Annotated in this window: 26 protein-coding genes and 4 tRNA genes; 22 read left to right on the forward strand and 8 right to left on the reverse strand. The window is 60.0% G+C overall.

Translation table 11 applies throughout. The features are described from left to right. Window positions 1–57: 57 nt before the first annotated feature. The 21 genes from EJA70_RS02795 to EJA70_RS02890 all read left to right on the forward strand — a co-directional run bounded on the left by EJA70_RS02795 (window position 58) and on the right by EJA70_RS02890 (window position 12,109). Window positions 58–252 (forward strand): hypothetical protein, encoded by a 195-nt coding sequence (locus EJA70_RS02795; RefSeq protein ID WP_158829446.1) that lies wholly within the window; start codon window positions 58–60, stop codon window positions 250–252. Beyond that, a complete protein-coding gene (locus EJA70_RS31005; RefSeq protein ID WP_256677613.1) occupies window positions 249–371 on the forward strand; it encodes a hypothetical protein in 123 nt (40 codons plus the stop codon). Before EJA70_RS02795 ends, EJA70_RS31005 begins: the two co-directional genes overlap by 4 nt. Window positions 372–539: 168 nt before the next feature. After that, the gene (bet, locus tag EJA70_RS02800; protein WP_158829496.1) at window positions 540–1,343 is read left to right on the forward strand and encodes a phage recombination protein Bet; all 804 of its coding nucleotides are present in this window, start codon (window positions 540–542) and stop codon (window positions 1,341–1,343) included. Continuing rightward, a complete protein-coding gene (locus EJA70_RS02805) occupies window positions 1,340–2,962 on the forward strand; it encodes a YqaJ viral recombinase family protein (protein WP_158829448.1) in 1,623 nt (540 codons plus the stop codon). The genes bet and EJA70_RS02805 overlap by 4 nt, the downstream gene beginning before the upstream one ends. Beyond that, window positions 2,959–3,201, forward strand: a complete 243-nt coding sequence (locus tag EJA70_RS02810) for a hypothetical protein (protein ID WP_158829450.1) — start codon at window positions 2,959–2,961, stop codon at window positions 3,199–3,201. The genes EJA70_RS02805 and EJA70_RS02810 overlap by 4 nt, the downstream gene beginning before the upstream one ends. After that, window positions 3,198–3,662, forward strand: a complete 465-nt coding sequence (locus EJA70_RS02815; protein WP_158829452.1) for a hypothetical protein — start codon at window positions 3,198–3,200, stop codon at window positions 3,660–3,662. The genes EJA70_RS02810 and EJA70_RS02815 overlap by 4 nt, the downstream gene beginning before the upstream one ends. 75 nt (window positions 3,663–3,737) lie before the next feature. Further along, a complete protein-coding gene (locus EJA70_RS02820; protein WP_158829454.1) occupies window positions 3,738–4,052 on the forward strand; it encodes a hypothetical protein in 315 nt (104 codons plus the stop codon). 57 nt (window positions 4,053–4,109) lie between these two features. Next, the gene (locus EJA70_RS02825; protein ID WP_158829456.1) at window positions 4,110–4,586 is read left to right on the forward strand and encodes a hypothetical protein; all 477 of its coding nucleotides are present in this window, start codon (window positions 4,110–4,112) and stop codon (window positions 4,584–4,586) included. A 118-nt stretch (window positions 4,587–4,704) separates the two neighbouring features. Then, complete coding sequence (locus EJA70_RS02830; protein ID WP_158829458.1) at window positions 4,705–5,298, forward strand: DUF1566 domain-containing protein; 594 nt, start codon at window positions 4,705–4,707, stop codon at window positions 5,296–5,298. A gap of 57 nt (window positions 5,299–5,355) precedes the next feature. After that, window positions 5,356–5,709, forward strand: a complete 354-nt coding sequence (locus EJA70_RS02835; protein WP_158829460.1) for a four helix bundle protein — start codon at window positions 5,356–5,358, stop codon at window positions 5,707–5,709. Window positions 5,710–5,921: 212 nt separating this feature from the next. Continuing rightward, entirely contained in the window at window positions 5,922–7,079 is a 1,158-nt protein-coding gene (locus tag EJA70_RS02840; RefSeq protein ID WP_178116828.1) for an RNA-directed DNA polymerase, read from the forward strand. 45 nt (window positions 7,080–7,124) lie between these two features. Beyond that, the gene (locus tag EJA70_RS02845) at window positions 7,125–7,682 is read left to right on the forward strand and encodes a hypothetical protein (RefSeq protein WP_158829462.1); all 558 of its coding nucleotides are present in this window, start codon (window positions 7,125–7,127) and stop codon (window positions 7,680–7,682) included. 14 nt (window positions 7,683–7,696) lie between these two features. Beyond that, a complete protein-coding gene (locus tag EJA70_RS02850) occupies window positions 7,697–8,107 on the forward strand; it encodes a hypothetical protein (RefSeq protein WP_158829464.1) in 411 nt (136 codons plus the stop codon). Beyond that, window positions 8,104–8,283 (forward strand): hypothetical protein, encoded by a 180-nt coding sequence (locus EJA70_RS02855; RefSeq protein WP_158829466.1) that lies wholly within the window; start codon window positions 8,104–8,106, stop codon window positions 8,281–8,283. Before EJA70_RS02850 ends, EJA70_RS02855 begins: the two co-directional genes overlap by 4 nt. 47 nt (window positions 8,284–8,330) lie before the next feature. Next, on the forward strand, window positions 8,331–9,071 hold the full coding sequence (locus EJA70_RS02860) for a hypothetical protein (RefSeq protein ID WP_158829468.1): 741 nt from the start codon (window positions 8,331–8,333) through the stop codon (window positions 9,069–9,071). 70 nt (window positions 9,072–9,141) lie between these two features. Beyond that, window positions 9,142–9,417, forward strand: coding sequence for a hypothetical protein (locus tag EJA70_RS02865; RefSeq protein WP_158829470.1), 276 nt, complete (start codon window positions 9,142–9,144; stop codon window positions 9,415–9,417). Between the two features lie 49 nt (window positions 9,418–9,466). Further along, entirely contained in the window at window positions 9,467–9,838 is a 372-nt protein-coding gene (locus tag EJA70_RS02870; protein WP_158829472.1) for a phage protein NinX family protein, read from the forward strand. Next, window positions 9,835–10,152 (forward strand): hypothetical protein, encoded by a 318-nt coding sequence (locus EJA70_RS02875; protein WP_158829474.1) that lies wholly within the window; start codon window positions 9,835–9,837, stop codon window positions 10,150–10,152. Before EJA70_RS02870 ends, EJA70_RS02875 begins: the two co-directional genes overlap by 4 nt. Before the next feature lie 48 nt (window positions 10,153–10,200). Then, window positions 10,201–10,692 carry a hypothetical protein gene (locus EJA70_RS02880; protein ID WP_256677614.1) on the forward strand — a complete coding sequence of 164 codons (492 nt, stop codon included), beginning with the start codon at window positions 10,201–10,203 and terminating at the stop codon, window positions 10,690–10,692. Between the two features lie 44 nt (window positions 10,693–10,736). Next, the gene (locus tag EJA70_RS02885) at window positions 10,737–10,970 is read left to right on the forward strand and encodes a hypothetical protein (RefSeq protein WP_039593925.1); all 234 of its coding nucleotides are present in this window, start codon (window positions 10,737–10,739) and stop codon (window positions 10,968–10,970) included. After that, on the forward strand, window positions 10,970–12,109 hold the full coding sequence (locus EJA70_RS02890; protein WP_158829476.1) for a tyrosine-type recombinase/integrase: 1,140 nt from the start codon (window positions 10,970–10,972) through the stop codon (window positions 12,107–12,109). The genes EJA70_RS02885 and EJA70_RS02890 overlap by 1 nt, the downstream gene beginning before the upstream one ends. Before the next feature lie 112 nt (window positions 12,110–12,221). Here the strand turns inward: EJA70_RS02890 and EJA70_RS02895 are convergent. Beyond that, window positions 12,222–12,298, reverse strand: a tRNA-Val gene (locus EJA70_RS02895). 185 nt (window positions 12,299–12,483) lie between these two features. Here EJA70_RS02895 and EJA70_RS02900 point away from each other — a divergent pair. After that, window positions 12,484–13,767 carry an FAD-binding oxidoreductase gene (locus EJA70_RS02900; protein WP_158829478.1) on the forward strand — a complete coding sequence of 428 codons (1,284 nt, stop codon included), beginning with the start codon at window positions 12,484–12,486 and terminating at the stop codon, window positions 13,765–13,767. Window positions 13,768–13,897: 130 nt separating this feature from the next. Here the strand turns inward: EJA70_RS02900 and EJA70_RS02905 are convergent, their stop codons facing one another. The 7 genes from EJA70_RS02905 to EJA70_RS02935 all read right to left on the reverse strand — a co-directional run bounded on the left by EJA70_RS02905 (window position 13,898) and on the right by EJA70_RS02935 (window position 20,324). Continuing rightward, entirely contained in the window at window positions 13,898–14,869 is a 972-nt protein-coding gene (locus EJA70_RS02905) for an XdhC family protein (RefSeq protein WP_158829480.1), read from the reverse strand. A 1-nt stretch (window position 14,870) separates the two neighbouring features. Then, the gene (locus tag EJA70_RS02910) at window positions 14,871–16,106 is read right to left on the reverse strand and encodes a cytochrome c (RefSeq protein WP_158829482.1); all 1,236 of its coding nucleotides are present in this window, start codon (window positions 16,104–16,106) and stop codon (window positions 14,871–14,873) included. A gap of 2 nt (window positions 16,107–16,108) precedes the next feature. Further along, window positions 16,109–16,648 (reverse strand): (2Fe-2S)-binding protein, encoded by a 540-nt coding sequence (locus tag EJA70_RS02915; RefSeq protein WP_086793210.1) that lies wholly within the window; start codon window positions 16,646–16,648, stop codon window positions 16,109–16,111. Continuing rightward, window positions 16,641–19,472 carry a xanthine dehydrogenase family protein molybdopterin-binding subunit gene (locus EJA70_RS02920; RefSeq protein ID WP_158829484.1) on the reverse strand — a complete coding sequence of 944 codons (2,832 nt, stop codon included), beginning with the start codon at window positions 19,470–19,472 and terminating at the stop codon, window positions 16,641–16,643. Before EJA70_RS02920 ends, EJA70_RS02915 begins: the two co-directional genes overlap by 8 nt. Before the next feature lie 473 nt (window positions 19,473–19,945). Next, window positions 19,946–20,022, reverse strand: a tRNA-Asp gene (locus EJA70_RS02925). A gap of 93 nt (window positions 20,023–20,115) precedes the next feature. Next, window positions 20,116–20,192 (reverse strand) — tRNA-Asp (locus EJA70_RS02930). A 56-nt stretch (window positions 20,193–20,248) separates the two neighbouring features. Further along, window positions 20,249–20,324, reverse strand: a tRNA-Val gene (locus tag EJA70_RS02935). Between the last annotated feature and the right edge of the window lie 54 nt (window positions 20,325–20,378).

The raw sequence follows: 20,378 nt of genomic DNA on the forward strand, positions 1-20,378 counted from the left end.
GTTCAACCACTACTGCAAACGCCTGCGTGACACCTGTCAGCGGCGCAAGGAGGACGCATGAGTACGGCACCGGTTAAATCGATCATCGACGAGCAGCTCGATGACATCGAACACAAGATCGCCCTGCCCGGCTTTGGCCTTCCCTTCAACGAGGTGATCGGCCGCAAGCGCGAGGACCTGGTCGCCAATCTGCCGCAGCGCCTGTCGCCAACCATGCAAGGCGGCCGCATTGCCGTGAGGGTTCGCCCATGAAGACTTTCTACTGGGCTCTCGCCTTTGTACTGGTCATCAGCATGATGGCTTACGGTACGTGGAAGGACAGCGCCACGACCTGCGAGCCGCCGCAGATCAAGCATCGGTTTCTGCAATGATCAGCCGCCAGATGGCCCGCCGCATCCTGATCCGGCGCGGATCATTCTCCGCCATCGGCGTTTTCACTTTCCTGATGCTGCTCAGCGCCCTCGCCGATCGCATCACTCAATAGACCAAGCAATTAATCGCTGCGCTGGGCGCGGCAAGGATTTCCCATGTCCGCAGTAATGAAACAGGCTGACCATCTGCCAGCCATTTCCGAGGAAGCGCTCGTCGAAGTGCTGAGCGGAAGCCTGTATCCAGGCGCGGCGCACAATTCTGTAGTGATGGTGCTGGCCTACTGCAAGGCGGCTCAGCTCGACCCGATGCTCAAGCCGGTGCACATCGTTCCCATTTACCAAAAAGGCCGCGGGATGGTCGACACGATCATGCCCGGTATCGGCCTTTACCGCATCCAGGCTGCGCGTACGGGGCAGTACGCGGGAATCAGCGATCCCGAATATGGTCCGCCGATTACCGCAAAGCTGGGCGGCGTAGAGGTCACGTATCCAGAGTGGTGCCGGGTGACCGTCAAGCGGCAGATGTCGAACGGCCTTGTCGCCGAGTTCACCGCTAACGAGCGCTGGCTGGAGAACTACGCAACGGCCAGTAAGGACACAGTCGCGCCGAACTCGATGTGGAAGCGCCGCGCTTTCGCACAGCTCGCCAAGTGCGCCGAGGCCCAAGCGCTGCGCAAGGCCTTTCCAGAGGTTGGATCGGCGCCGACCGCTGACGAGATGGAAGGAAAAATCTTCGATGAAGCGCCGCGCGATGTAAGTCCGCAGCGGCAGCAAGAGCCTGAGCCAGAAGCCCTCCCACCCTACTCCGATGATCTTCTGAAAGAGAACATCGAAAAATGGCGGCCGCTCATCGACGCAGGCAGGACCAACCCTGAGCACATCATCGCCAACGTCAGTAGCAAATACACGCTACGCGACGACCAGATCGAAACCATCCATAACCTGAAAGCCATCGACGGAGAAACAGCATGAAAATTCACAACGTAGCTCAAGGCTCCGCCGAATGGCACGCACTGCGCGCTCAGCACTTCACCGCCTCCGAGGCGCCAGCAATGATGGGCGCTTCGAAGTACCAGACCCGCACCGATCTGCTGACCATGAAGAAAACCGGCATTACGCCGGAAGTCACTCAGGCGCAGCAGTACATCTTCGACAAAGGCCATGCAACTGAAGCGCTTGCCCGGCCACTGGTTGAAGCCATGATCGGCGAGGAGCTGTATCCAGTCGTGGGCACCGAAGGCAATCTGCTCGCCTCCATGGACGGCGCGACGATGCTGGGAGAGACCCTTTTCGAACACAAGCTTTGGAACGAATCGTTGGTCGCCCAGGTGAAGGCCGGCGAACTGGATCCGCACTACTACTGGCAGCTCGAGCAGCAACTGCTGGTGAGCGGCGCTGAGCGTGTGATTTTCGTTTGCTCCGACGGCACCGCCGAAAACTTCGTGCACATGGAATACCGGCCTGTAGCCGGCCGAGCCGCGCAGCTGGTCGAAGGCTGGAAACAGTTCGAGGCTGATCTGGCCAGCTTTGAAATGGCCGAGGCGCCGTCGATTATCGTCGGCAAGGCCCCGGACGAGCTGCCAGCGCTACGCATCGAGCTGACCGGCATGGTCACCGCGAGCAACCTCATGGTGTTCGAGGAATCGGCGCTGGCCGTCATCGATTCGGTGAAGACCACGCTGCAGACCGACCAAGACTTTGCCGACGCCAAGAAGGCGGTCAAGTGGTGCGGCGATGTCGAAGAAGCGGTTGCGGTAGCGAAGAAACAGGCGCTCTCCCAGACCCAAAGCATCGACGAGCTGTTCTCCTCGTTGGATCGCATCAGCGCTCATGCTCGCGAAACTCGCCTGAAAGTCGACAAGCTGGTCAAAGCTCAAGAACTGCTGGTGAAGACAAACATCAAGCAGAAGGCTGAGCAGGCGCTCGCGGATCACGTCGCAGCGATCAACAAGACGTTGGGCCGGGTGATGCTGCCAGCGGTTGCTTCAGACTTCGCCGGCGCGATGAAGAACAAACGCACCATTGCCAGCCTGCAGGACGCTGTCGATACCGAGCTGGCTCGAGCAAAAATCGCTGCGAGCCAGTCAGCAGATGCCATTCGCTTGAATTTGACCAGCCTGGCCGAGCTCGCGCCCGACCATGCCTTCTTGTTCAACGACATCCAACAGCTCGTTCTGAAGGCCAACGATGACCTGGTCGCGCTGATCAAGGTGCGAATCTCTGAGCACCAGAAGGCTGAGGAGCAGAAGGCCGAAGCGCAGCGTGAACAGATCCGTCAGGAGGAGCTGAAGCGAATCGCGGACGAGGCGAAAGCCAACGTACCGGTTGAGCGTGCAACAGTCGCAAGCCCGGCACCGGTGAAAGCTGCCGCGCCGGCTCAGTCTGCCCCGAAGCCGGCGACCACAACCGCGGTGCCGGTGAACCTGCAAGCTGAGGTGTTCGATCTGGAAGCGCTGATCCATGCCGTCGCTGGCGGTCATGCCCCGATCTCGGTTCTGACCGTGGACTGGGAGAAACTCGATGCGATGGTCGTGGCCCAGGGCGCCACGTTCAGCATGGCCGGCGTGAGGCTGGTAAGGGTGGCAGCATGATCAGCAACCACCTCAACCTCGTCGAGCAGCACCGACCGGATGCCGAATCGATCTCTGAACGAATCGCGCAGTACCTGGCCGCAGGCGGGCGGATCGATCAACTGAAAAGCCCGCCACGCAATCCGTTACCACCGCCCCGCTCGAAGAAAATAGACCCTGAAACGGTCCTCAAGCGTCGCCCGAAGCCGATATCGGCAGCCGACCGCAAGGCTCTGCGCAAAATGGCGGACTCGATATGAAGTCGAAACGCAAACCCAACAACGGCTTTGCCCGGGCTGAACGCAGTTGCCGGGCGCTGCTGCGTACCAACCACGTCGCGGTGGTTAACATCGATCCCAGCGGCAGCCAGATCATGGCGAACTGGAAGAGTTGCAAGCAGATCCGAAGTCTGGCGATCGCCAACGCAATCTTCGATTTCTCCTACCGCTGGACGATCTACATCGGCGCCATGTGTCGCGACGAGCGCGGCGCCGAGTACATCAAGTCGGTGGAGATATCGCCGGAGGGCATCTACAAGGTCGAGCGTCTGACCGATGCCATCGAGCATTACTACCTGGAGCTGCGCAACAGCGCGAACCCGATCCATCTTGTCGCATCAGGCTGGATCGCCATTCCGGACGAAGTTTCGATGGATGAAGCCGAAGCCGCGAAGCTGTTCTACGCCGCCGGCGCCTGGCATCAGGTGAAGGTAGCAGCGTGAGACGTTTTCGCACCCAACAACGCAAACGACAAACCTGGCTGGACTTGCCGGCCAGCGGAATTGAAGAGGTAGGCCATGGCCAAGAGCAATGCAGATCGCTCAGCGAAAGCCGCGGCGAAGAGGAAGGAGCGCGGCGAAGAGGAAATCAGGCTGCACTGCCTGCCCGGTACGCGCCAAGCACTTGCTGAGCTGATGGCCTGGAGCGGCATCGAGGAAGCAGGCGAGGCAATCACGTTGATGATTCACCATCTGCACGGACTTGGCCCGGGCGGCGCCCTTCCACTGCTTGAGACACCGCCGCGACACGAATACGAAATACCTGAAAACGTGTCGCGGAAATTGAAGCTTGCCCACGACCGCGAAGCCCTTCGCATCAACCACGACGAATAACCCCCTACCCACGCTGCGCATCCGGTCACGGAGGGCGGCGCATACCCGGAGAAAACCATGACTGAACATGCACAGCAATCCGTAGCCGCCGCCGACCTGCCAGAACGTGGTCAACCTCTCGGTGGTGGCACCTTCGTCACCCGCTATTGGCTGAACGGTGAAGAGCGCGCACTGGTGCTGCTCGACAACGAACTGATCGGCACCTGGGGCAAATACGGCGAGGACGTTGCCGGCGCCAAAAGCCTCAGTGACGGCGCCGCCAATACCCGCGCCATGGCCGAAGCCGGTAGCGATATCGCGGTGAAGGCTCTGGAGCTTGATGCGCACATCCCGTCCTACCTCGAAGGCGCTCTGCTTATGGCAGCGAAGGACGAAGGCTTGGTCACCCTGCGCGAAGATCGTTGGCACTGGCTGAGTTCGCAGTTCTCCGCCGACTTCGCCTACATCATGGCCTTTGAAGGTGGCTGGCTCGGCTACGGCGGCAAGGGCGGCGAGCGCGTTGCGCGCCCGGTCCGCAGCCTTCCTATTCAGTAATTCATTCCTTCATTGCTTTTATGCAGGCGATTCCCGGGAGTGTCAGGACGACGCTCAGACCAGAAGCTTGCCGGGTAGCGCCGGCAGCCTGCGCCCAATTCGTTCACAGGAGCATCCAATGCAAACGAATCAACTGACCACCTACACCCGTGGCGATCTGATGATCAGCAGCCCAGATGAATCGGTGGTGCTCAAGCTGGCTTCTATGGCGATTGGCGTCACGCCGACCGCTGCCGCAAGCGACATCCCTGCTGTAGGTGAAATCTGGCCCGGCGAAGGTGGTGTGAATGGCGGTTTGTTCCCGGGCGACGGCAAACCCTATTACCTGATCGTGCCGACCGGTGCGGATGCTGAAGGCGTTTTTGAATGGGGTGGCTACGGCAACGAACTCAACGGTGCGAAGAGTGCTTGGGATGGTCGAGCCAACACGGACGACCTGATCGCCGCCGATGACTCTTACCCCGCCGCCCAGTTCTGTGCCGCATTCGAGCGCGAAGGACACAAGGACTTCCATCTGATGTCCCGTCGTGAGGCTTCGTTTCTGGAGATCACGCTGGGCGACAAGGAGGTGTTCAGCAAGCGATACCACTGGACCAGCTCGCAGTTCTCCGCCTACCACGCCTACGGCATGGGCTTTGTAGATGGCTGGCTCGACTACCACGTCAAGCTCAGCGAGCGCGTTGCGCGCCCGGTCCGCAGACGCTTTATTTGATCCTTCAATCCTTCATTCATGGGCGCGATAGCGCCCTCGCTTTTCAAGGAGGCCAGGATGGCCCTTCATATGGATCTGGAGATCCACAAGGTTGCAGAAGAACTGCTCGGCATGTCACTCGATCTGGTGCGCAACATCCCCCGCGACCTGAAGCAGGTCGTCGGAGCAAAGATTCGAGACGAGTGCCTGCAGGTTCTGGTACTGATTGGTCGGGCAAACATGTCGAGAGACAAGCTACCCCATCTGAACCTCCTACTGGAAAGTATCTGGATGCTGAATTACCTGCTGCGCGCGCTCACCAATAAAGCGCTGATCAGCAAGGGTCAGCACGCCAAAGCAATGAAGTTAACGGCCTCTGTAGGCCGACAGGCGAACGCCTGGAAGAAGTCCGCAACCGCGCCCGCTACGTGAGGGCCAAGGCTCTCACGTCTGCGCGCAAAATCTGGTCGAGCCGCTGACCTCTGGGTCACCGCCATGCACACAAAAGATACCGCCGGTCTAAAGCGTCCGCGTAGGTCTTGTGCAGTTTCCTTGCTGATCGGTTCCGCCTTCGGCAAGGCGATGTAGATAGCTCGATAGGTCGCAGTTCTCCGCCAACAACGCCTACAACATGGACTTTGAAGATGGCTGGCTCAACAACAACGACAAGAACAACGAGCGCGTTGCGCGCCCGGTCCGCAGATTTAAGTGTTGCACCCTTCCAGTTCGAAGATCTCGTCCAAGCGTATTACGACTGTCGCCGGAACAAGCGGAACACCGCGAGCGCCCGGCACTTCGAGAAGGACATGGAGATTAACTTGCTGGAGCTCCACGACGACCTGATTGCTGGCACTTACCGGCCAGGCCGTTCCATCTGTTTTGTGGTCACCCGACCGAAAGCCCGAGAAGTTTGGGCGGCAGCGTTTCGGGACCGCGTCGTCCACCACCTGATGTACAACCATGTGGCACCGCGCTTCTACGCCAGCTTCATAGCGGACAGTTGTGCGTGCATCCCAGGGCGCGGCACGTTGTACGCCGCGAAACGCCTTGAATCGAAGATACGCAGCGCTAGCCAAAACTGGTCGAAGCCGATCTTCTACCTCAAGTGCGACCTGGCAAACTTCTTCGTGGCGATCGACAAGCAGGTGCTACGCCAGCAACTGGCGAAGAAGATCACTGAACCCTGGTGGTTGGCATTGGCCGAAACGATCCTTATGCACGATCCGCGTGAAGACTACGTACTGCGCAGCCCGCCGCACCTGTTCAACCGAGTTCCGCAGCACAAGCGTCTGACTGCACAGCCAGCGCACCTCGGCTTGCCGATCGGCAACCTGTCGTCTCAGTTCTTCGCGAACGTGTACCTCGATGCGCTAGACCAGTTCGCAAAGCACCAACTCGGCGCCAAGCACTACATCCGATACGTCGACGACTTCGTGTTTCTTCATGAATCGCCGCAGCAGTTGAATCAGTGGCGCGAGCAGGTCGAAGCGTTCCTGCCGAGGCTCGGCGCCAAACTGAACCCTAAGAAGACCATTCTTCAACCGGTCGATCGCGGCGTCGACTTCGTCGGGCACGTCATCAAGCCGTGGCGCCGGACAACACGAAAGCGGTCGATGGCCCAGGCACTGAAGCGAGTCGCCGCAGCACCCGTCGAGGATCTACGCGAAACCGCCAACAGCTACTTCGGCCTACTTGGCCAAGCCAGTCACAGTCATAAAGACCGGGCGGCGCTGGCCAATGTCGTGTTGATGCGCGGCAACAGCGTAAACGCGGCGCTGACAAAGACCTTCAAGAAGTCGTAATCCACCCTCCACCGCCCGGGCATGCCCCGGCATAGGACGCCATCCATGCTGAACATCTTCTGGCGAATCATCGCCAAGGTACTCGCGCGCCCGGCCATCGCAGAATGGCTTATCGCCCGCGCCAAGCTCACCCCGTACCAGCACATCATGTCCGCCGACGGCACCGAGATGTACATGGGCCGCTGGTGGCTTTTCAACCCATACGACCCGGTGACCGGTGAGCGCCGGATCAGCTTGATTCCGTGGTCGATACGCATCCACCACATCAAGCGCGAGGACAACGACCGCGACCTTCATGATCACCCATGGAGCGCACGCACGATCATCCTGCGCGGCGGCTACACGGAGCAGCGGCTGCTCAAACAGAACGACCCGGTGCTGCTCGGACGAACTCTGCCTGAGGGATATCAGGCCACTGAATACATCGACCGACGCCCAGGCGAAACCGCTCAGCTCAGCTACGGCGAATACCACCGGATCGACAGCGTTGCCGAAGGCGGGGCATTCACCCTGTTCATCACCAGCCCCTACAAAGGGACTTGGGGATTCCTCGTAAACGGCGTGAAGGTGCCTTGGCGCACCTACACCGGTACCGACAATTGAAAGGGGCATTCGAAGTGAGCGAACTCAAAGTTATCTACCTCGGCCCCGCCTGCCAGGAGCAGGGTCAATCCAGCGGCCGTGAATGGTGCCAGGACGATGTCTGGGACGCGTGCGAATGCGGGCATGAGTCAGTGCGGTATGTGCTGGGCTCCGAGTTCGACCGGGTCAAAGCCGAGCGTGATGGCCTGCAACTGAGTCTGACAACGGCAGACCAGACCATCGACGACCTCCAGGCCGCAATCGCTCGCCGCAACCAGCGGATTGATGAGCTGGTAAGCGCAGTGCGCTCGATCAACCACGCCAAGCATCACGAGGTGCTTTTGCCTGGAGACGATGAACCGCAGTACCCGCAGCGCAAGGAGTGGGTAGATTGGATTCTCGGCCTTTGCAGTGCACCGCCAACATCTACGAATCCGCAGCCATGAAGCGCTTCATCCGCCGAAAGTTCGAAGCCTGGCTGATCCTGCTGGCAGCGAAGATCCTGATGGGCCGCAACGTTCATCGATCCCCGGTCGTTTCCCGCCGAGACAACAACGACATGTGGGCCATGGCCGAAAAGCTCGAAGCGATCGCCAAGCGCATCAGCAAAAAATACCCGTAACTCCCTCCCCCTTCAAAGTCAGCCGCTATAGCGGCAAGGACGAAGTCATGCCCAAACATAAGCCAGAGCTGGCCAGCATCTACAACGTGTTCGGCCTCAGCTCCAACCACGAACTGTCGACGCTGCTGGTCAACATCGAAAACACCAAGCGCTTCGCCGATCTACTGAACGCAGTCGAACGCGAATTTTTCATGGTGCCGGGCGAACCGTCAGGCGAAGCAGAAGACGACGGCGCACCAGTTGATGATGAATGCCTGGTCAATCGCTGGGGTTCGAAGCCGGCCGAATACTTGACCCAGTTTAGGGCGGCACTTCCAATTGCTGCGGCAAATGCGATTCCCGACTATGAAGCTCCCGAAACCGGCGAAAAGTGGTCGCTCACCGGTGAGAACGGTTCATGGGATTACGACAGCCTCGACGAACTCCTCAAAGACAACTACGGCCACGACAGCGACGGAGATGGGCACCCGGCCAGCTTTAGGCCGGGGCTGTACGAAGGCGGCACGGTCTATCGCGGTACCGAATGCAAGGACGATCCGGCGTCATTTCTGCCAGACCAAGACGATTTGCTCGAACACATGAGCGAGCGCGCCTACGAAAGCGACGCCGGCGAGTGGGTCGACAATTACCCAACGCTCGACGCCGCGGCGAAGGCGGACTTGGAGCGGGCGATGCGGCCGCTCATGGTCTGGGCGCGGAAGCACTGCCAGCCGGAATTCTTCACCATCAAGAACATCACCCCGCACATCGTTACCGTCGAGGATGTAAGAAAGGCTGCGCCATGGTGACCAAGTGCCTACTCGGCTGCACCCTCTTCTTCTGGCTTCCATTGGTACTGACCATAAAGGCGGTGATCGGATGAGCGAACAAATGCGTGAACAATTCGAAACGGCATACAAAGCCGCATGCCTGAAGCGCTCGGTCCCGCGTTTCGATGCAGCGGTATTTGCTAAAGACCATTGCGATGATTATCTGAATTCGCTGGTTCAGTCTGCGTGGTGGGCGTGGCAGGAATCCCGCGTATCGCTGGTGATTGAGTTGCCTAAGCCATGGCAAACCAATGTGGGCGCAATGCTGACGCCTAACGGCGTTCGATTCGCCATCGAATCCGCCGGCCTGAAGGTGACGCCATGATCTTCGCCCCGCTCTACATGGCCTACCTCATCTACAAGGGGCCGTGGCGATGACTATGACCGAAGTGAAAACGCAGGATCTGTCGGGCACCGCGCTGGATTGGGCCGTAGCCCTGGCTGTTGGATGGACAGCGGCCAAACTTGTGACCATCGAAGACGTGAGCAAGACCTCTTTCGAAGTGCGGTCCCCGTCCGGCCTTCGGCTACAGCCTTCCACTGACTGGAGCCAATGCGGCCCTCTGATCGCGAAAATCAAAATCGGATTCGGCCCGGCGCTTGACGGTTGGGTAGCTCATCCGCATCGACCGAACGCGCCGACCGAATGGCTCACCGCTGACGAGCCACTGGTTGCGATCTGTCGGGCTATCGTTGCGGACAGGCTCGGAATGGTGGTTAGCGTTCCTGCTGAACTTCTCCTATGAATCGGATGGTCAGCGTCCGCACCGAGGAACTGACCGGACCGGCGCTGGACTGGGCAATCAACGCGATCGAGGGTGATCAGCAGCCAGCCGCCGGTCAGCTGGATCTCTTCGCCCTGCCCGACGCCGAGCAACTGATCACGAAGTACGGCGTTTTGGTCGATGTTGGCCACCGGCACCCTTGGCTGGCCGACATGACTAACGACCCGTTCAACCGCCAGACCGGCGAAACCCGGACCATCGCTGTGTTCCGCGCCGTGGTGTTTGCCAAGCGCGGCGCCGCGGTGAGCGTCCCCGCCGAAATGATCCTGCAATAACCCCAACCACTCAACAGCCTGCCGGTGTAAGGCGGGCGAGGAATTTGTATGTCCGCACTGAACCGCTTTCATGAAACAGCGAGCGATGCGCTGGAGAAGATCAGCGCCAGCTTGCCGGCCGGCGCCAAACTTTGCTTGGCCATCTACACCCCGGAAAAACCAGAGCTCGACATCGTGCTGCAGGACAGAGGGCTCGACCTGAACGAGGTCGTTTCAACCCTGCGTCGACGCGGCCTGAGCATCGACGGCGACAACGTTTATAAGCGCGACCTGCTGGACGCTGTGGTCGGCGCACTGGCACTCGGCGCGCAAAACCGAAACCCGCCGCCGTCTGACCATTGGGGAACTCGATTTTGGGAGATCGGCCGGGAAGAGCGCGAGCTGCATGAAGAGCTGGTCGCGACGCTCCGCGAGTCTCGGCAAGTAATCGCCATGGCGCTCAAGACGGGCGCGACCGACTGGTTCGACACCGATGAAAAGATTTCGCGGCACGTCACTGTCCAGCGGATCGACGCAATTCTCGCCAAGGCCGGCGCATAACCCATCACCACCTTCTGCCGCCACGCGCGGCATGGAGCATCATCATGGCAAAGGTCATTGCCCAAATTACGGCCAGGCTGCCGCGCCTCATGGAGGCAGGCGAATACAGGAAGCTGCGCTACGCCGGCGGAAAGCCGAGTCTGCAGCAGTTGAAAAAATGGATTGAGGAAGGCGAAGTTGTGGGAGAGGTAAAAGGCGGGATGTATTTCGTGGATCTGCAGGCAGTTGTGCTGGGGTCGAATGATCCCCTGCTCGCCAAGATGATGGAGGTGGGCTGATGGCTCCGCCGCGCGCCAGGACAATCAAGAACCGGGATCTGCCGGCCAACCTTTACCCGAACGGGAAATATTGGCAGTACAAGAACCCGATCACCGGCAAGAAGACCAGCATCAACAAGCCGATGGCGGAGGCCATCAAGCTGGCCAACGCCGCAAACGCGAAGTTGCTGCCCCTGCTGGCTGACGACGGCGCGCTGCTGGCAATGCTCACCGGCGAGGCGGCGCCGAAGTTCAGCCGTTGCCTGGAGCGCTTCGAGGATGAATGGCTGGGCACGCGGAATTATGCCGAGCGGACGCTGAAGGAAATCAAATTCAAGTTGGCCCGGTACCGGGAAGACCTGGGCGATTTGATGATGGGGCAACTGGACGTGCTGACCGTGGCTGAGTACCTAGACGGCTTCGAGAACAATGCCTACACCAAGCATCGCGGGTTGCTCGTGCAGATCTTCGCCTTCGCCGTGGCCAAGGGCCTGTGCGAACGCAACGCGGCCGAGTTGACACTGGTCAAGAAGGAGGCCGAGAAGAAGCGCCAGCGCCACACCGTCGAGGGATTGAATGCGATTTTGAATTACGTGGGGACGCCGATCTGGCTGAAGCGTGCGATCCGGCTGGGCCTGCTGAGTCTTCAGCGGCGGGAGGATATCGTGATGTGGCCGAAGTCGGCCGTTGACCTTGATCAGAACACCATCAAGGTGTCGCCCGGGAAGACACAGAACTACGGGAAGCCGGTGCACTTGGAGATCGCCATGGGCCCGGCGTTACGCGAGGTCGTTGCCGAGTGCATGCGATCGCCGGTTGTGTGCCCGTACCTGATCCACTACTCACCTAAAGCCCGCAAGCGGTCGCAACTGGATGCCAAGCTGCACTGGAATGCCGTGACACCCGATTACCTGACGAAGTCATTCGCCCAAGCCCGGGATGACTCCGAGGCATACAAGGACATGCCGGCCGGCGAGCGCCCCACCTTTCACGAAATCCGGGCACTGGGTGCGTGGCTGTACGAACAGCAGGGTTTCCCGCAGGAATACATCCAAGGGCTGATGGGTCATGCGGACGTCAAGATGACTGAGCATTACCAGGCTGGGCATGGCGATGACGCTGTGGTGTTCATGCGGGTGAGCGCCGACCTGAAGGTGTGATCGGTGGTCGTTTGCCCAAAATATTCCCAAAGTTTGCCCAAACGCCAGACAACAAAAAAGGGCCCACCTTTCGGTGAGCCCTTCTAGACCGCCCAGCAGAGCGGATTTTGTTTGGTAGGCGCGATTGGACTCGAACCAACGACCCCCACCATGTCAAGGTGGTGCTCTAACCAACTGAGCTACGTGCCTGCTGTGAGGCGGCATTCTACGGAATTCCGGAGGGGTGTCAACACCTTTTTTTCACCTAACCCTATGAATATGCAAAATATTTAATTTCGGCCCGGCGGCATTGGATTTCCGGTGGCTGGCGGAGGTTTTTCAACTCGGGTAGGATCGCTGCACTCGTAAAATATATTAAACACAGAGGCTGCAGGATGGCGAACACTCCTTACCCCGAGTCTTATTATGCGGCGTCGGCCAATGCCGTACCGCCACGTCCTGCCTTGCAGGGTGATGTGGAGACGGACGTCTGCGTGATCGGCGCCGGGTATACCGGACTGTCTTCTGCGCTGTTCCTGCTGGAGAACGGTTTTCGCGTGACCGTGCTGGAAGCGGCCAAGGTCGGCTTCGGCGCCTCCGGGCGTAATGGCGGGCAGATCGTTAATAGCTATAGCCGTGACATCGACGTGATCGAACGCAGCGTCGGCCCCAAGCAGGCGCAATTGCTCGGGCAGATGGCGTTTGAAGGCGGCCGGATCATTCGCGAGCGCGTGGCGAAATACAACATACAGTGCGACTTGAAGGATGGCGGCGTGTTTGCGGCCCTCACTGCCAAGCAAATGGGGCATCTGGAATCGCAGAAGCGCCTCTGGGAGCGCTTCGGCCATACACAACTGGAACTGCTCGATCAGCGCCGTATTCGCGAAGTGGTCGCGTGTGATCAATATGTCGGCGGCATGCTCGACATGAGCGGTGGCCATATTCATCCGCTGAACCTGGCGCTCGGTGAAGCAGCTGCGGTTGAGTCGCTTGGCGGCACTATCTATGAACAATCGCCTGCCGTGCGCATCGAGCGCGGGGCCAACCCGGTGGTGCACACGCCACAAGGCCGGGTGCGCGCCAAATTCATCATCGTCGCCGGCAACGCCTACCTCGGTAATCTGGTACCGGAACTGGCGGCCAAATCGATGCCCTGCGGCACGCAGGTAATCACCACCGAGCCGCTGGGTGACGATCTCGCGAAAACGCTGCTGCCCCAGGACTATTGCGTTGAAGACTGTAATTACCTGCTCGATTACTACCGTTTGACCGGCGACAAACGCCTGATCTTCGGCGGCGGCGTGGTGTATGGCGCGCGCGATCCGGCGAATATCGAGGCGATCATCCGCCCGAAAATGCTCAAGGCGTTTCCGCAGCTCAAGGATGTGAAGATTGATTACGCCTGGACGGGCAATTTCCTGCTGACTCTGTCGCGCTTGCCGCAAGTGGGGCGTTTGGGCGACAACATTTATTATTCGCAGGGCTGCAGCGGCCATGGCGTGACGTATACGCATTTGGCGGGCAAGGTGCTGGCGGAGGCGTTGCGTGGGCAGGCTGAGCGTTTTGATGCGTTTGCGGATTTGCCGCATTACCCGTTCCCGGGTGGGCAGATGTTGCGCACGCCATTTGCGGCGTTGGGGGCTTGGTATTACGGGTTGCGGGATAAGTACGGCTTTTAAATTCGAGCTATGGAAACCCTGTGGTGAGGGGATTTATCCCCGATGGGTCGCGCAGCGGCCCCAAAAAATGGGACTGCTACGCAGTCCATCGGGGATAAATCCCCTCGCCACAAATGCGTCTATGACTTAATCAGAGCTGGTCGCGGGCGATGCCGCTGCGGATCCGCAGAATGTCGGCGAGCACCGCCAAGGCAATCTCCGCCGGCGTCTTGCTGCCGAGGTTAAGACCAATCGGCGCATGAATCCGCGCCAACTCCGCCTCCCCCAGCCCACCGATTCGACGCAACCGCTCAAAGCGCTTTTGCGACGTCTGCTGCGAGCCCATCACGCCAATGTAGAACGCTTCGGTGCGCACCGCTTCCATCATCGCCAGATCGTCGATGCGCGGATCATGGGTCAACGCGACAACTGCCGTATCACGGTGGCAGCCACCATCGGCAATGAACACCGAAGGCAATTGCCGGCGAATCTCCACGCCATCCAGCACCACGCCTTCGAGCACTTCATCGCGCGGATCACAAAGAATCACTTCAAATCCGAGGCCAACGGCGAACTCGGCACACGCCTGCGCCACGCTGGAATAACCGGCGAGCAACAAGCGCTGCGCCGCGCCAACACGAATCCGCACACGATCGATCTCGCGCTCGATCCGCGCACCCTGCTCGCGATCAGCGAACAGGCTACGCGCACCACCGGCCAGATCGACCTCGCGAATCAAACGACGCTGCCCCAGCAGCGCCGACTCCAGTTCACGCAGATGCGCCTGCACCTCGCAGCCAGCGTCAAATTTCTCAACCAGCACATCGAGAATGCCGCCACAGGGCAGGCTGACCCGCGAGCGCGGATCGTCGCCCTCGCCGTAGCGCACGACGCTGACCGCATCGAGAAACGCACCTTCGGCGACACGCTCAAGGAAGTCTTCCTCGACGCAACCACCCGACAGCGACCCGACCCACTGCCCGCCATCGTTCACCACCAGCAGCGAACCCGGCGCGCGTGGCGCCGAGCCGTAGGTGGTCAGCACGGTGCAGAGCCAAATGCGCTGCCCCGCCACCGACCACACCAGCGCCCGGCGCACCACTTGTAGATCGAGATGCTGCATGTCAGTGGGCCTTGTGCTCGATGGACGGTGCGTCGGCTTGCAGCTTTTGCACCTCACTCACTGCCAGCTCGGCGGACTGCCCGCCCCAACCTTGACGCAGGTAGTTGAGCAGATCGGTCAGCTGTTCTGGACTGAGCTTGTCGGCAAAACCCGGCATCGGCTGCATGTGTTCGAACCCGGAGAACTTCTGCTCGCCGATACCGTCTTCGATCACGCGCAACAGGTTGCGTGGGTCTTCCAGGCGCAACGTGGTGTTGCCGCGCATGGCCACCGCGATGTGCGGTTTGCCTTCGCCACCGACCGCATGGCATCCGGCGCAGACGTTCAGGTATTCCTGCTGGCCGCGCTGGGCACTGGCGCTGAGTTTGTCCACGGGCACTTCAACCAGCGTTTTCGCTGCCGGCGGTTTGTCGCCGAGCAGGAACGTCGCCATCGCCGCCAGATCCGGATCGCTGAGGCCTTGCGTGCTGTTGTGGAATACCGGGAACATCTCGTTGAACATCGTCCCCTGCGCACTCATGCCGTGCTTGAGGAACGTGCCCAGATCCTGCTCGTTCCAGCCGCGAGCGGCCAGATCGGTGGCCAACAAGCTCGGCGCCAGGTAACCATTGAGGATGCCGCCGGTCAGGCGCTTGTCCAACTGCATCGCGCCCGGCAGGCCGCGTGGCGTATGGCATTCGCCGCAGTGGCCGAGGACTTCGACCATGTACTGGCCGCGTTTCCAGGCGTCACTTTTGCCTTCGGCCGGCTCCAGCTTCAACGCTTTGCCGTACATCATGTTCCAGCCGATCAGGCCTGGGCGCACGTTGAACGGAAAGCTCAGGCTGGTGACCGGGGCTGCACGCTCGATCGGCTCGATGGTTTTCAGGTACGCATGGATCGCGTCCGAATCTGCACGCGGCATCAGGTGATACGAGGTGTACGGCATCGCCGGATAGAGGTTCGCACCGTCACGACGTTTGCCTTCTGTCAGCGCAGCGAAGAACTCGTCATCGTTGTACAAACCGATGCCGTGCTCTTTGCTCGGCGTGATGTTAGTGCCGTAGATCGTGCCGAACGGCGAGACGATCGGCAGACCGCCGGCAAACGGCGCGCCGCCCGGAGCGGTATGGCACGCCATGCAGTCAGCGGCGCGGGCGAGGTACTCGCCGCGCTTGACCTGATCATCAGCGTGGGCAAACAACACCGGCGCAGCGAGGCCGACCGCCAGGGTCAGGCGGGTCAGAAAAAGCTTCATGCTTAACCCTCCTTGACCAGGCCGAGATCGGTGAGCACGTTGCGGGTGGCGTTGTAGTAACGCACGTACCCGGTGCAACGGCAGACGTGATGGCCGAGGCTGTCCTCGATGACTTTTTCCAACTGGCTTTTGACGATCGGCTGACGCTGCAGCTTCTCGACCAGCACGGTCGCAGCATTGACGAAACCCGGGGCGCAGTAGCTGCACTGGAAAGCGAACTCGTCGACGAAGCGTTGTTGGATCGGATTCAGTTCGGTGACCTGGCCACTCTCGTCACGCTTGGCGTGGGATTCGATGGTACGGACTTTCTTGCCTTCGAAGTAATGCGCGCCAGTGATGCAGGTGCGCACTTCTTCGCTGGTGCCGTCCGGGTTGTCGACGATCACCACGCAGGCGTGGCAGATGCCCTGGCCGCAGCCCAGACGCGAACCGGTGAGGTTTTTGTATTCGTGCAGGTAGTCGATCATCGGCAGGTCATCAGGGATGTCCACCGGGCCGACGGATTGACCATTGAGGGTCAGTTGAAGCGGACGGTTAGCCATTGAGGGCCTCCTTGATGCGCGCTGGAGTGATAGGCAGATCGCGAACACGTTTGCCGATGGCGTGCGCCACGGCGTTACCGATGGCACCGACGATCGGGATCATCACCACTTCGGCGATGCCTTTGGACGGATCGCTTGGCGACAGTGCCGGGAGAATCTCCGACGTCTGTTTCCACACGGCAACATGACGCGCCATCGGCAAACGGTAACGGTTGAAGTTCCAGTCACCCTCCCCTGGCCCGCCTTCGTACAGCGGCATCTCTTCCATCAAGGCGTGACCGATGCCCATGGCGATACCGCCTTCCATCTGGCCCTTGACCAGCTCCTCGACCAGCACACGGCCGCACTCGACCCACGAATGGTGGTTGAGCACTTCGACTTCGGCCGAGCCCTTGTTGACCTTCAGCTCGACCAGCGTGGCGACCGGGCTGTAGTAGGTCACGGCGGCGTTGTTCAACTGAGTCGCCGGGTAACTGATGTTCTGGCGATCCAACAGGTGGAAACCGGCCGTGCTCATCAGCGCTTGCTTGGCTTTCGGCGCACCGTCGCCGTACTTCACCGCCAGACCGTCAAGCGGCAGACGCTCGCGCACGCCGTCGATGCTGTACTCAGCCTCGGCCCAACTCCAGCGGTTGAAACCGTGGACGGTGGCCGCGGTGACCAGACCACGCTCGTGAGCGCGTTTGGCCAGCTCTTCGAAGCTCAATGGCTGCATGCCGTTGGCCGTCAGTTTGCCGTCGACCCAATGCGCATCTTCGCGACGTACCACGTAAGGGTTGGCCTGACCGCCGAACGGACCCTGACGCCAGATCTCCAGCGCCGCTGGCCATAAACCGTGGTTGAACAGCACGCGCGCCGCTTCACGGGTGGCGTGGCTGAAGTAGTACGCCGAGTTGGTCGCCGACGAGGCCGAGGCCAATTTGCCAACCCAACGCGGGTTGCGCAGGAAGTTGTCCTGCTCGGCCTGAGTCATGATGTAAGGGTTGCCGCTGGTGATCAGCTGCATTTCCTTCCATTCGGTTTCGCCAGTCTTCACTTCGTGCGCCGGGCTGCCGAGGAAATCGGCCACCACCAAGGCTTGCGAGGTGGACATGCCGGTGCCGATTTCGATACCGATGTGGCGCAGGCTGATGCGACCGTCGGCGGTGAATTCGATGCTGGCCATCGGCGCTTCGGAACCGGTGCCGAAGTCTTTCTGGCAAATGGCAAAACCGACGCCGTACCAGTTATCCGGGTCTGCGGCTTCGCGCTGTTGCTTGATCGCGTCGCGGTTTTTCCAGACTTCGTGCACCGAGGCTTTATCGAGAATCTCGTGCAGGCGCAAAGCACCGGCCGGGATCGCGCCCTGGGTGTTTTTCATGCCGGAACGCAGGGCGTTCTTGCGACGCAGGTCGATCGCATCGACACCGAGGCGATTGGCGATTTCGTCGACCATCATTTCGGTCGACGCCATGCTTTGCAGGGTGCCGTAACCGCGCATCGAACCGGCTTCAACGCCACGCGAGTGATACGCGGTGACTTGCAGGTCGTTCTGCGGCATGTAGTAGATCGATTGCGCAGCGGTGGCGCCAACCGCAGCCACCGACGGGCTGTAGTTGATCCGGCCACCGCCGTCGACGCTCATTTCCGCGCGGAAAATCTTGAAGCTGTAGTCGTTCTTGTCCACGGCCAATTGGTAGCGGATGTCGAACGGGTGACGCTTGATGCCGCTCTGGAACTGCTCGTAGCGGTCGTTGGCCAAGCGCACCGGCACACCGGCGCCGTACAGCGCAGCAAGGGCTGCGTAGTAGACGAAGATGTTGTGGTCTTTGGAACCGTAACCCACGGTGTAACCTGGGTGCATGTTGAGGTTGTCGAGGCCGAAGCGCGACGGCGCGATCATTTTCGCGGTCTCGGTCGCAGCTTCCAGTGGGCACTGGGTGGCCACCACGAAATGCAGGGTCTTGGTTTTCTGGTCGTACCAGCCGTTGCCGTTGTCCGGCTCCATGGCGGCCGGTTCGATCGACGGGGTCTTGTAGCGTTCGTCGAACACCAGCCAGTTGTCAGGCGCGGTGTCGATCTCTTTCTTCATGCGGTCGGCGTAGAACAGGCCGCGCTCGGTCAGGTTGCCGTGCAGGTTGGGCTGGGAATTCCACACCGGGCGACGGTTTTTCAGCATCGGAAAGAGGATCGAGTCCTTCAGGCTGGCGAATTCGTCTTCGTCGGCCGAGGTCGGGCCGCCAACTCGCACATAGCGGAAGCTGCCGTAGGGATCGCCTTCGTAGAACGGCACTTGTGCACCGTAACGAATCGCTTTGTCATTGAATTTGAGCTTGTTCTTCGCCTGACGGAAACGCTCGAAATCGTTCCAGATCAGAATGGCCACCGGGTGACCGATGAACATCGGCACTTTGCCTTCCGGCAGCAACGGATCCGGCGCGTGCTCTTCAGGGAAGACGATGCCGTCCTTGTCCAGATCCGCGGCGGTGACGATGCGGTCAGGCTGCAAATCGGCCCCCAGCCACGACAGGTCATAGCCGTCGTAGATGCGGTCAGCCTTGATGGTTTTCAGCAGCATGGCGTGGCCCTGCTGTTCCGGCCAGCCCGGCATGTCCTTGGAGCGGATGTCGCGAGCAAAGACCTTGCTGCCGCAGACCTTGGACAGTGCGTCGTTACGCTGACGCGCCTTGCCGTTGTTGCCGAGCCATTTCTCGGACGGCACGGTAACGCTGTTTTCCATCAAGGCAGCCAGCGCCTGACTGCTGAGCGGCGTGAGCGTGACGCTCACACCCGCCACCAGCCCGCCCTGGAGGAACGAGCGCCGGGATATATCACGGTTGGACATGGATCATCCTCTGGGCGGTTATACGTCCGCCCTTCTGGTTATCTACTGGGGAATCTCGAGTCTTGCAGAAGCCCTTCTTGGCTAAACGGAGGGCGTGTTGACAGTGCAAAGCTGACCGAAAGGTTAACTTTAAAGGTTTCTGCGCTCGCAGCAAACAACCAGATACAAATTTCTGACTAAAGAATCAAAAAAGACAATGCGACGTGGCACCGCAGGATGGTTACAGGCATTCCATGTAGGAGCTGTCGAGTAAAACGAGGCTGCGATCTTTTGATCTTGCTTCTGCGATCAAGATCAAAAGATCGCAGCGTGCCGCAGCTCCTACAGGGAGCCGGGTTGCGTGATGGGAGCGGAGGTCAAATTTCAGACACAAAAAACCCCGGTCTTTCGACCAGGGTCTTTGCTATCGATTCCGAATCAACCAGTGGTTGCTTTCGGTGCTTCAAGGCGTTCAGTGGTCCTTGAAGCAGATATGGCGCAGCGGACGGGACTCGAACCCGCGACCCCCGGCGTGACAGGCCGGTATTCTAACCGACTGAACTACCGCTGCGTATCGCTTTGAGCTTGCGCTCAAGTAACTCGTTTTGATTGAAAGCTTCGGTGCTTTTCAATCGCAAACCAGACAAGTCTGATTTGTACAATATGGCGCAGCGGACGGGACTCGAACCCGCGACCCCCGGCGTGACAGGCCGGTATTCTAACCGACTGAACTACCGCTGCGCGTCGGTGCAGGCACTTTCAGCCTACGTTCTTGCTTACGCAAGTTTCTCGGGGAGTGGTGGGTGATGACGGGATCGAACCGCCGACATTCTGCTTGTAAGGCAGACGCTCTCCCAGCTGAGCTAATCACCCGTTTGCATCTCCGAGGCCGCGAAATTTACGCAGGTAGCGAACCTAAGTCAATAG

It is taken from the genome of Pseudomonas sp. PB103 (genome assembly GCF_009764635.1).
Classification (GTDB): Bacteria; Pseudomonadota; Gammaproteobacteria; order Pseudomonadales; family Pseudomonadaceae; genus Aquipseudomonas.

Excerpts from the sequence above, each read along its gene's own strand:
- EJA70_RS02835 (WP_158829460.1), top strand. The coding sequence starts at position 5,356 with ATGGCCCTTCATATGGATCTGGAGATCCACAAGGTTGCAGAAGAACTG.
- EJA70_RS31005 (WP_256677613.1), top strand. The coding sequence starts at position 249 with ATGAAGACTTTCTACTGGGCTCTCGCCTTTGTACTGGTCATCAGCATG.
- EJA70_RS02815 (WP_158829452.1), top strand. The coding sequence starts at position 3,198 with ATGAAGTCGAAACGCAAACCCAACAACGGCTTTGCCCGGGCTGAACGC.
- EJA70_RS02795 (WP_158829446.1), top strand. The coding sequence starts at position 58 with ATGAGTACGGCACCGGTTAAATCGATCATCGACGAGCAGCTCGATGAC.
- EJA70_RS02805 (WP_158829448.1), top strand. The coding sequence starts at position 1,340 with ATGAAAATTCACAACGTAGCTCAAGGCTCCGCCGAATGGCACGCACTG.
- EJA70_RS02870 (WP_158829472.1), top strand. The coding sequence starts at position 9,467 with ATGACTATGACCGAAGTGAAAACGCAGGATCTGTCGGGCACCGCGCTG.
- EJA70_RS02915 (WP_086793210.1), bottom strand. The coding sequence starts at position 16,648 with ATGGCTAACCGTCCGCTTCAACTGACCCTCAATGGTCAATCCGTCGGC.
- EJA70_RS02825 (WP_158829456.1), top strand. The coding sequence starts at position 4,110 with ATGACTGAACATGCACAGCAATCCGTAGCCGCCGCCGACCTGCCAGAA.
- EJA70_RS02875 (WP_158829474.1), top strand. The coding sequence starts at position 9,835 with ATGAATCGGATGGTCAGCGTCCGCACCGAGGAACTGACCGGACCGGCG.
- EJA70_RS02900 (WP_158829478.1), top strand. The coding sequence starts at position 12,484 with ATGGCGAACACTCCTTACCCCGAGTCTTATTATGCGGCGTCGGCCAAT.
- EJA70_RS02910 (WP_158829482.1), bottom strand. The coding sequence starts at position 16,106 with ATGAAGCTTTTTCTGACCCGCCTGACCCTGGCGGTCGGCCTCGCTGCG.
- EJA70_RS02820 (WP_158829454.1), top strand. The coding sequence starts at position 3,738 with ATGGCCAAGAGCAATGCAGATCGCTCAGCGAAAGCCGCGGCGAAGAGG.
- EJA70_RS02840 (WP_178116828.1), top strand. The coding sequence starts at position 5,922 with ATGGCTGGCTCAACAACAACGACAAGAACAACGAGCGCGTTGCGCGCC.
- EJA70_RS02905 (WP_158829480.1), bottom strand. The coding sequence starts at position 14,869 with ATGCAGCATCTCGATCTACAAGTGGTGCGCCGGGCGCTGGTGTGGTCG.
- EJA70_RS02920 (WP_158829484.1), bottom strand. The coding sequence starts at position 19,472 with ATGTCCAACCGTGATATATCCCGGCGCTCGTTCCTCCAGGGCGGGCTG.
- EJA70_RS02855 (WP_158829466.1), top strand. The coding sequence starts at position 8,104 with ATGAAGCGCTTCATCCGCCGAAAGTTCGAAGCCTGGCTGATCCTGCTG.
- EJA70_RS02830 (WP_158829458.1), top strand. The coding sequence starts at position 4,705 with ATGCAAACGAATCAACTGACCACCTACACCCGTGGCGATCTGATGATC.
- EJA70_RS02860 (WP_158829468.1), top strand. The coding sequence starts at position 8,331 with ATGCCCAAACATAAGCCAGAGCTGGCCAGCATCTACAACGTGTTCGGC.
- EJA70_RS02890 (WP_158829476.1), top strand. The coding sequence starts at position 10,970 with ATGGCTCCGCCGCGCGCCAGGACAATCAAGAACCGGGATCTGCCGGCC.
- EJA70_RS02865 (WP_158829470.1), top strand. The coding sequence starts at position 9,142 with ATGAGCGAACAAATGCGTGAACAATTCGAAACGGCATACAAAGCCGCA.
- EJA70_RS02845 (WP_158829462.1), top strand. The coding sequence starts at position 7,125 with ATGCTGAACATCTTCTGGCGAATCATCGCCAAGGTACTCGCGCGCCCG.
- EJA70_RS02880 (WP_256677614.1), top strand. The coding sequence starts at position 10,201 with ATGTCCGCACTGAACCGCTTTCATGAAACAGCGAGCGATGCGCTGGAG.
- EJA70_RS02810 (WP_158829450.1), top strand. The coding sequence starts at position 2,959 with ATGATCAGCAACCACCTCAACCTCGTCGAGCAGCACCGACCGGATGCC.
- bet (WP_158829496.1), top strand. The coding sequence starts at position 540 with ATGAAACAGGCTGACCATCTGCCAGCCATTTCCGAGGAAGCGCTCGTC.
- EJA70_RS02885 (WP_039593925.1), top strand. The coding sequence starts at position 10,737 with ATGGCAAAGGTCATTGCCCAAATTACGGCCAGGCTGCCGCGCCTCATG.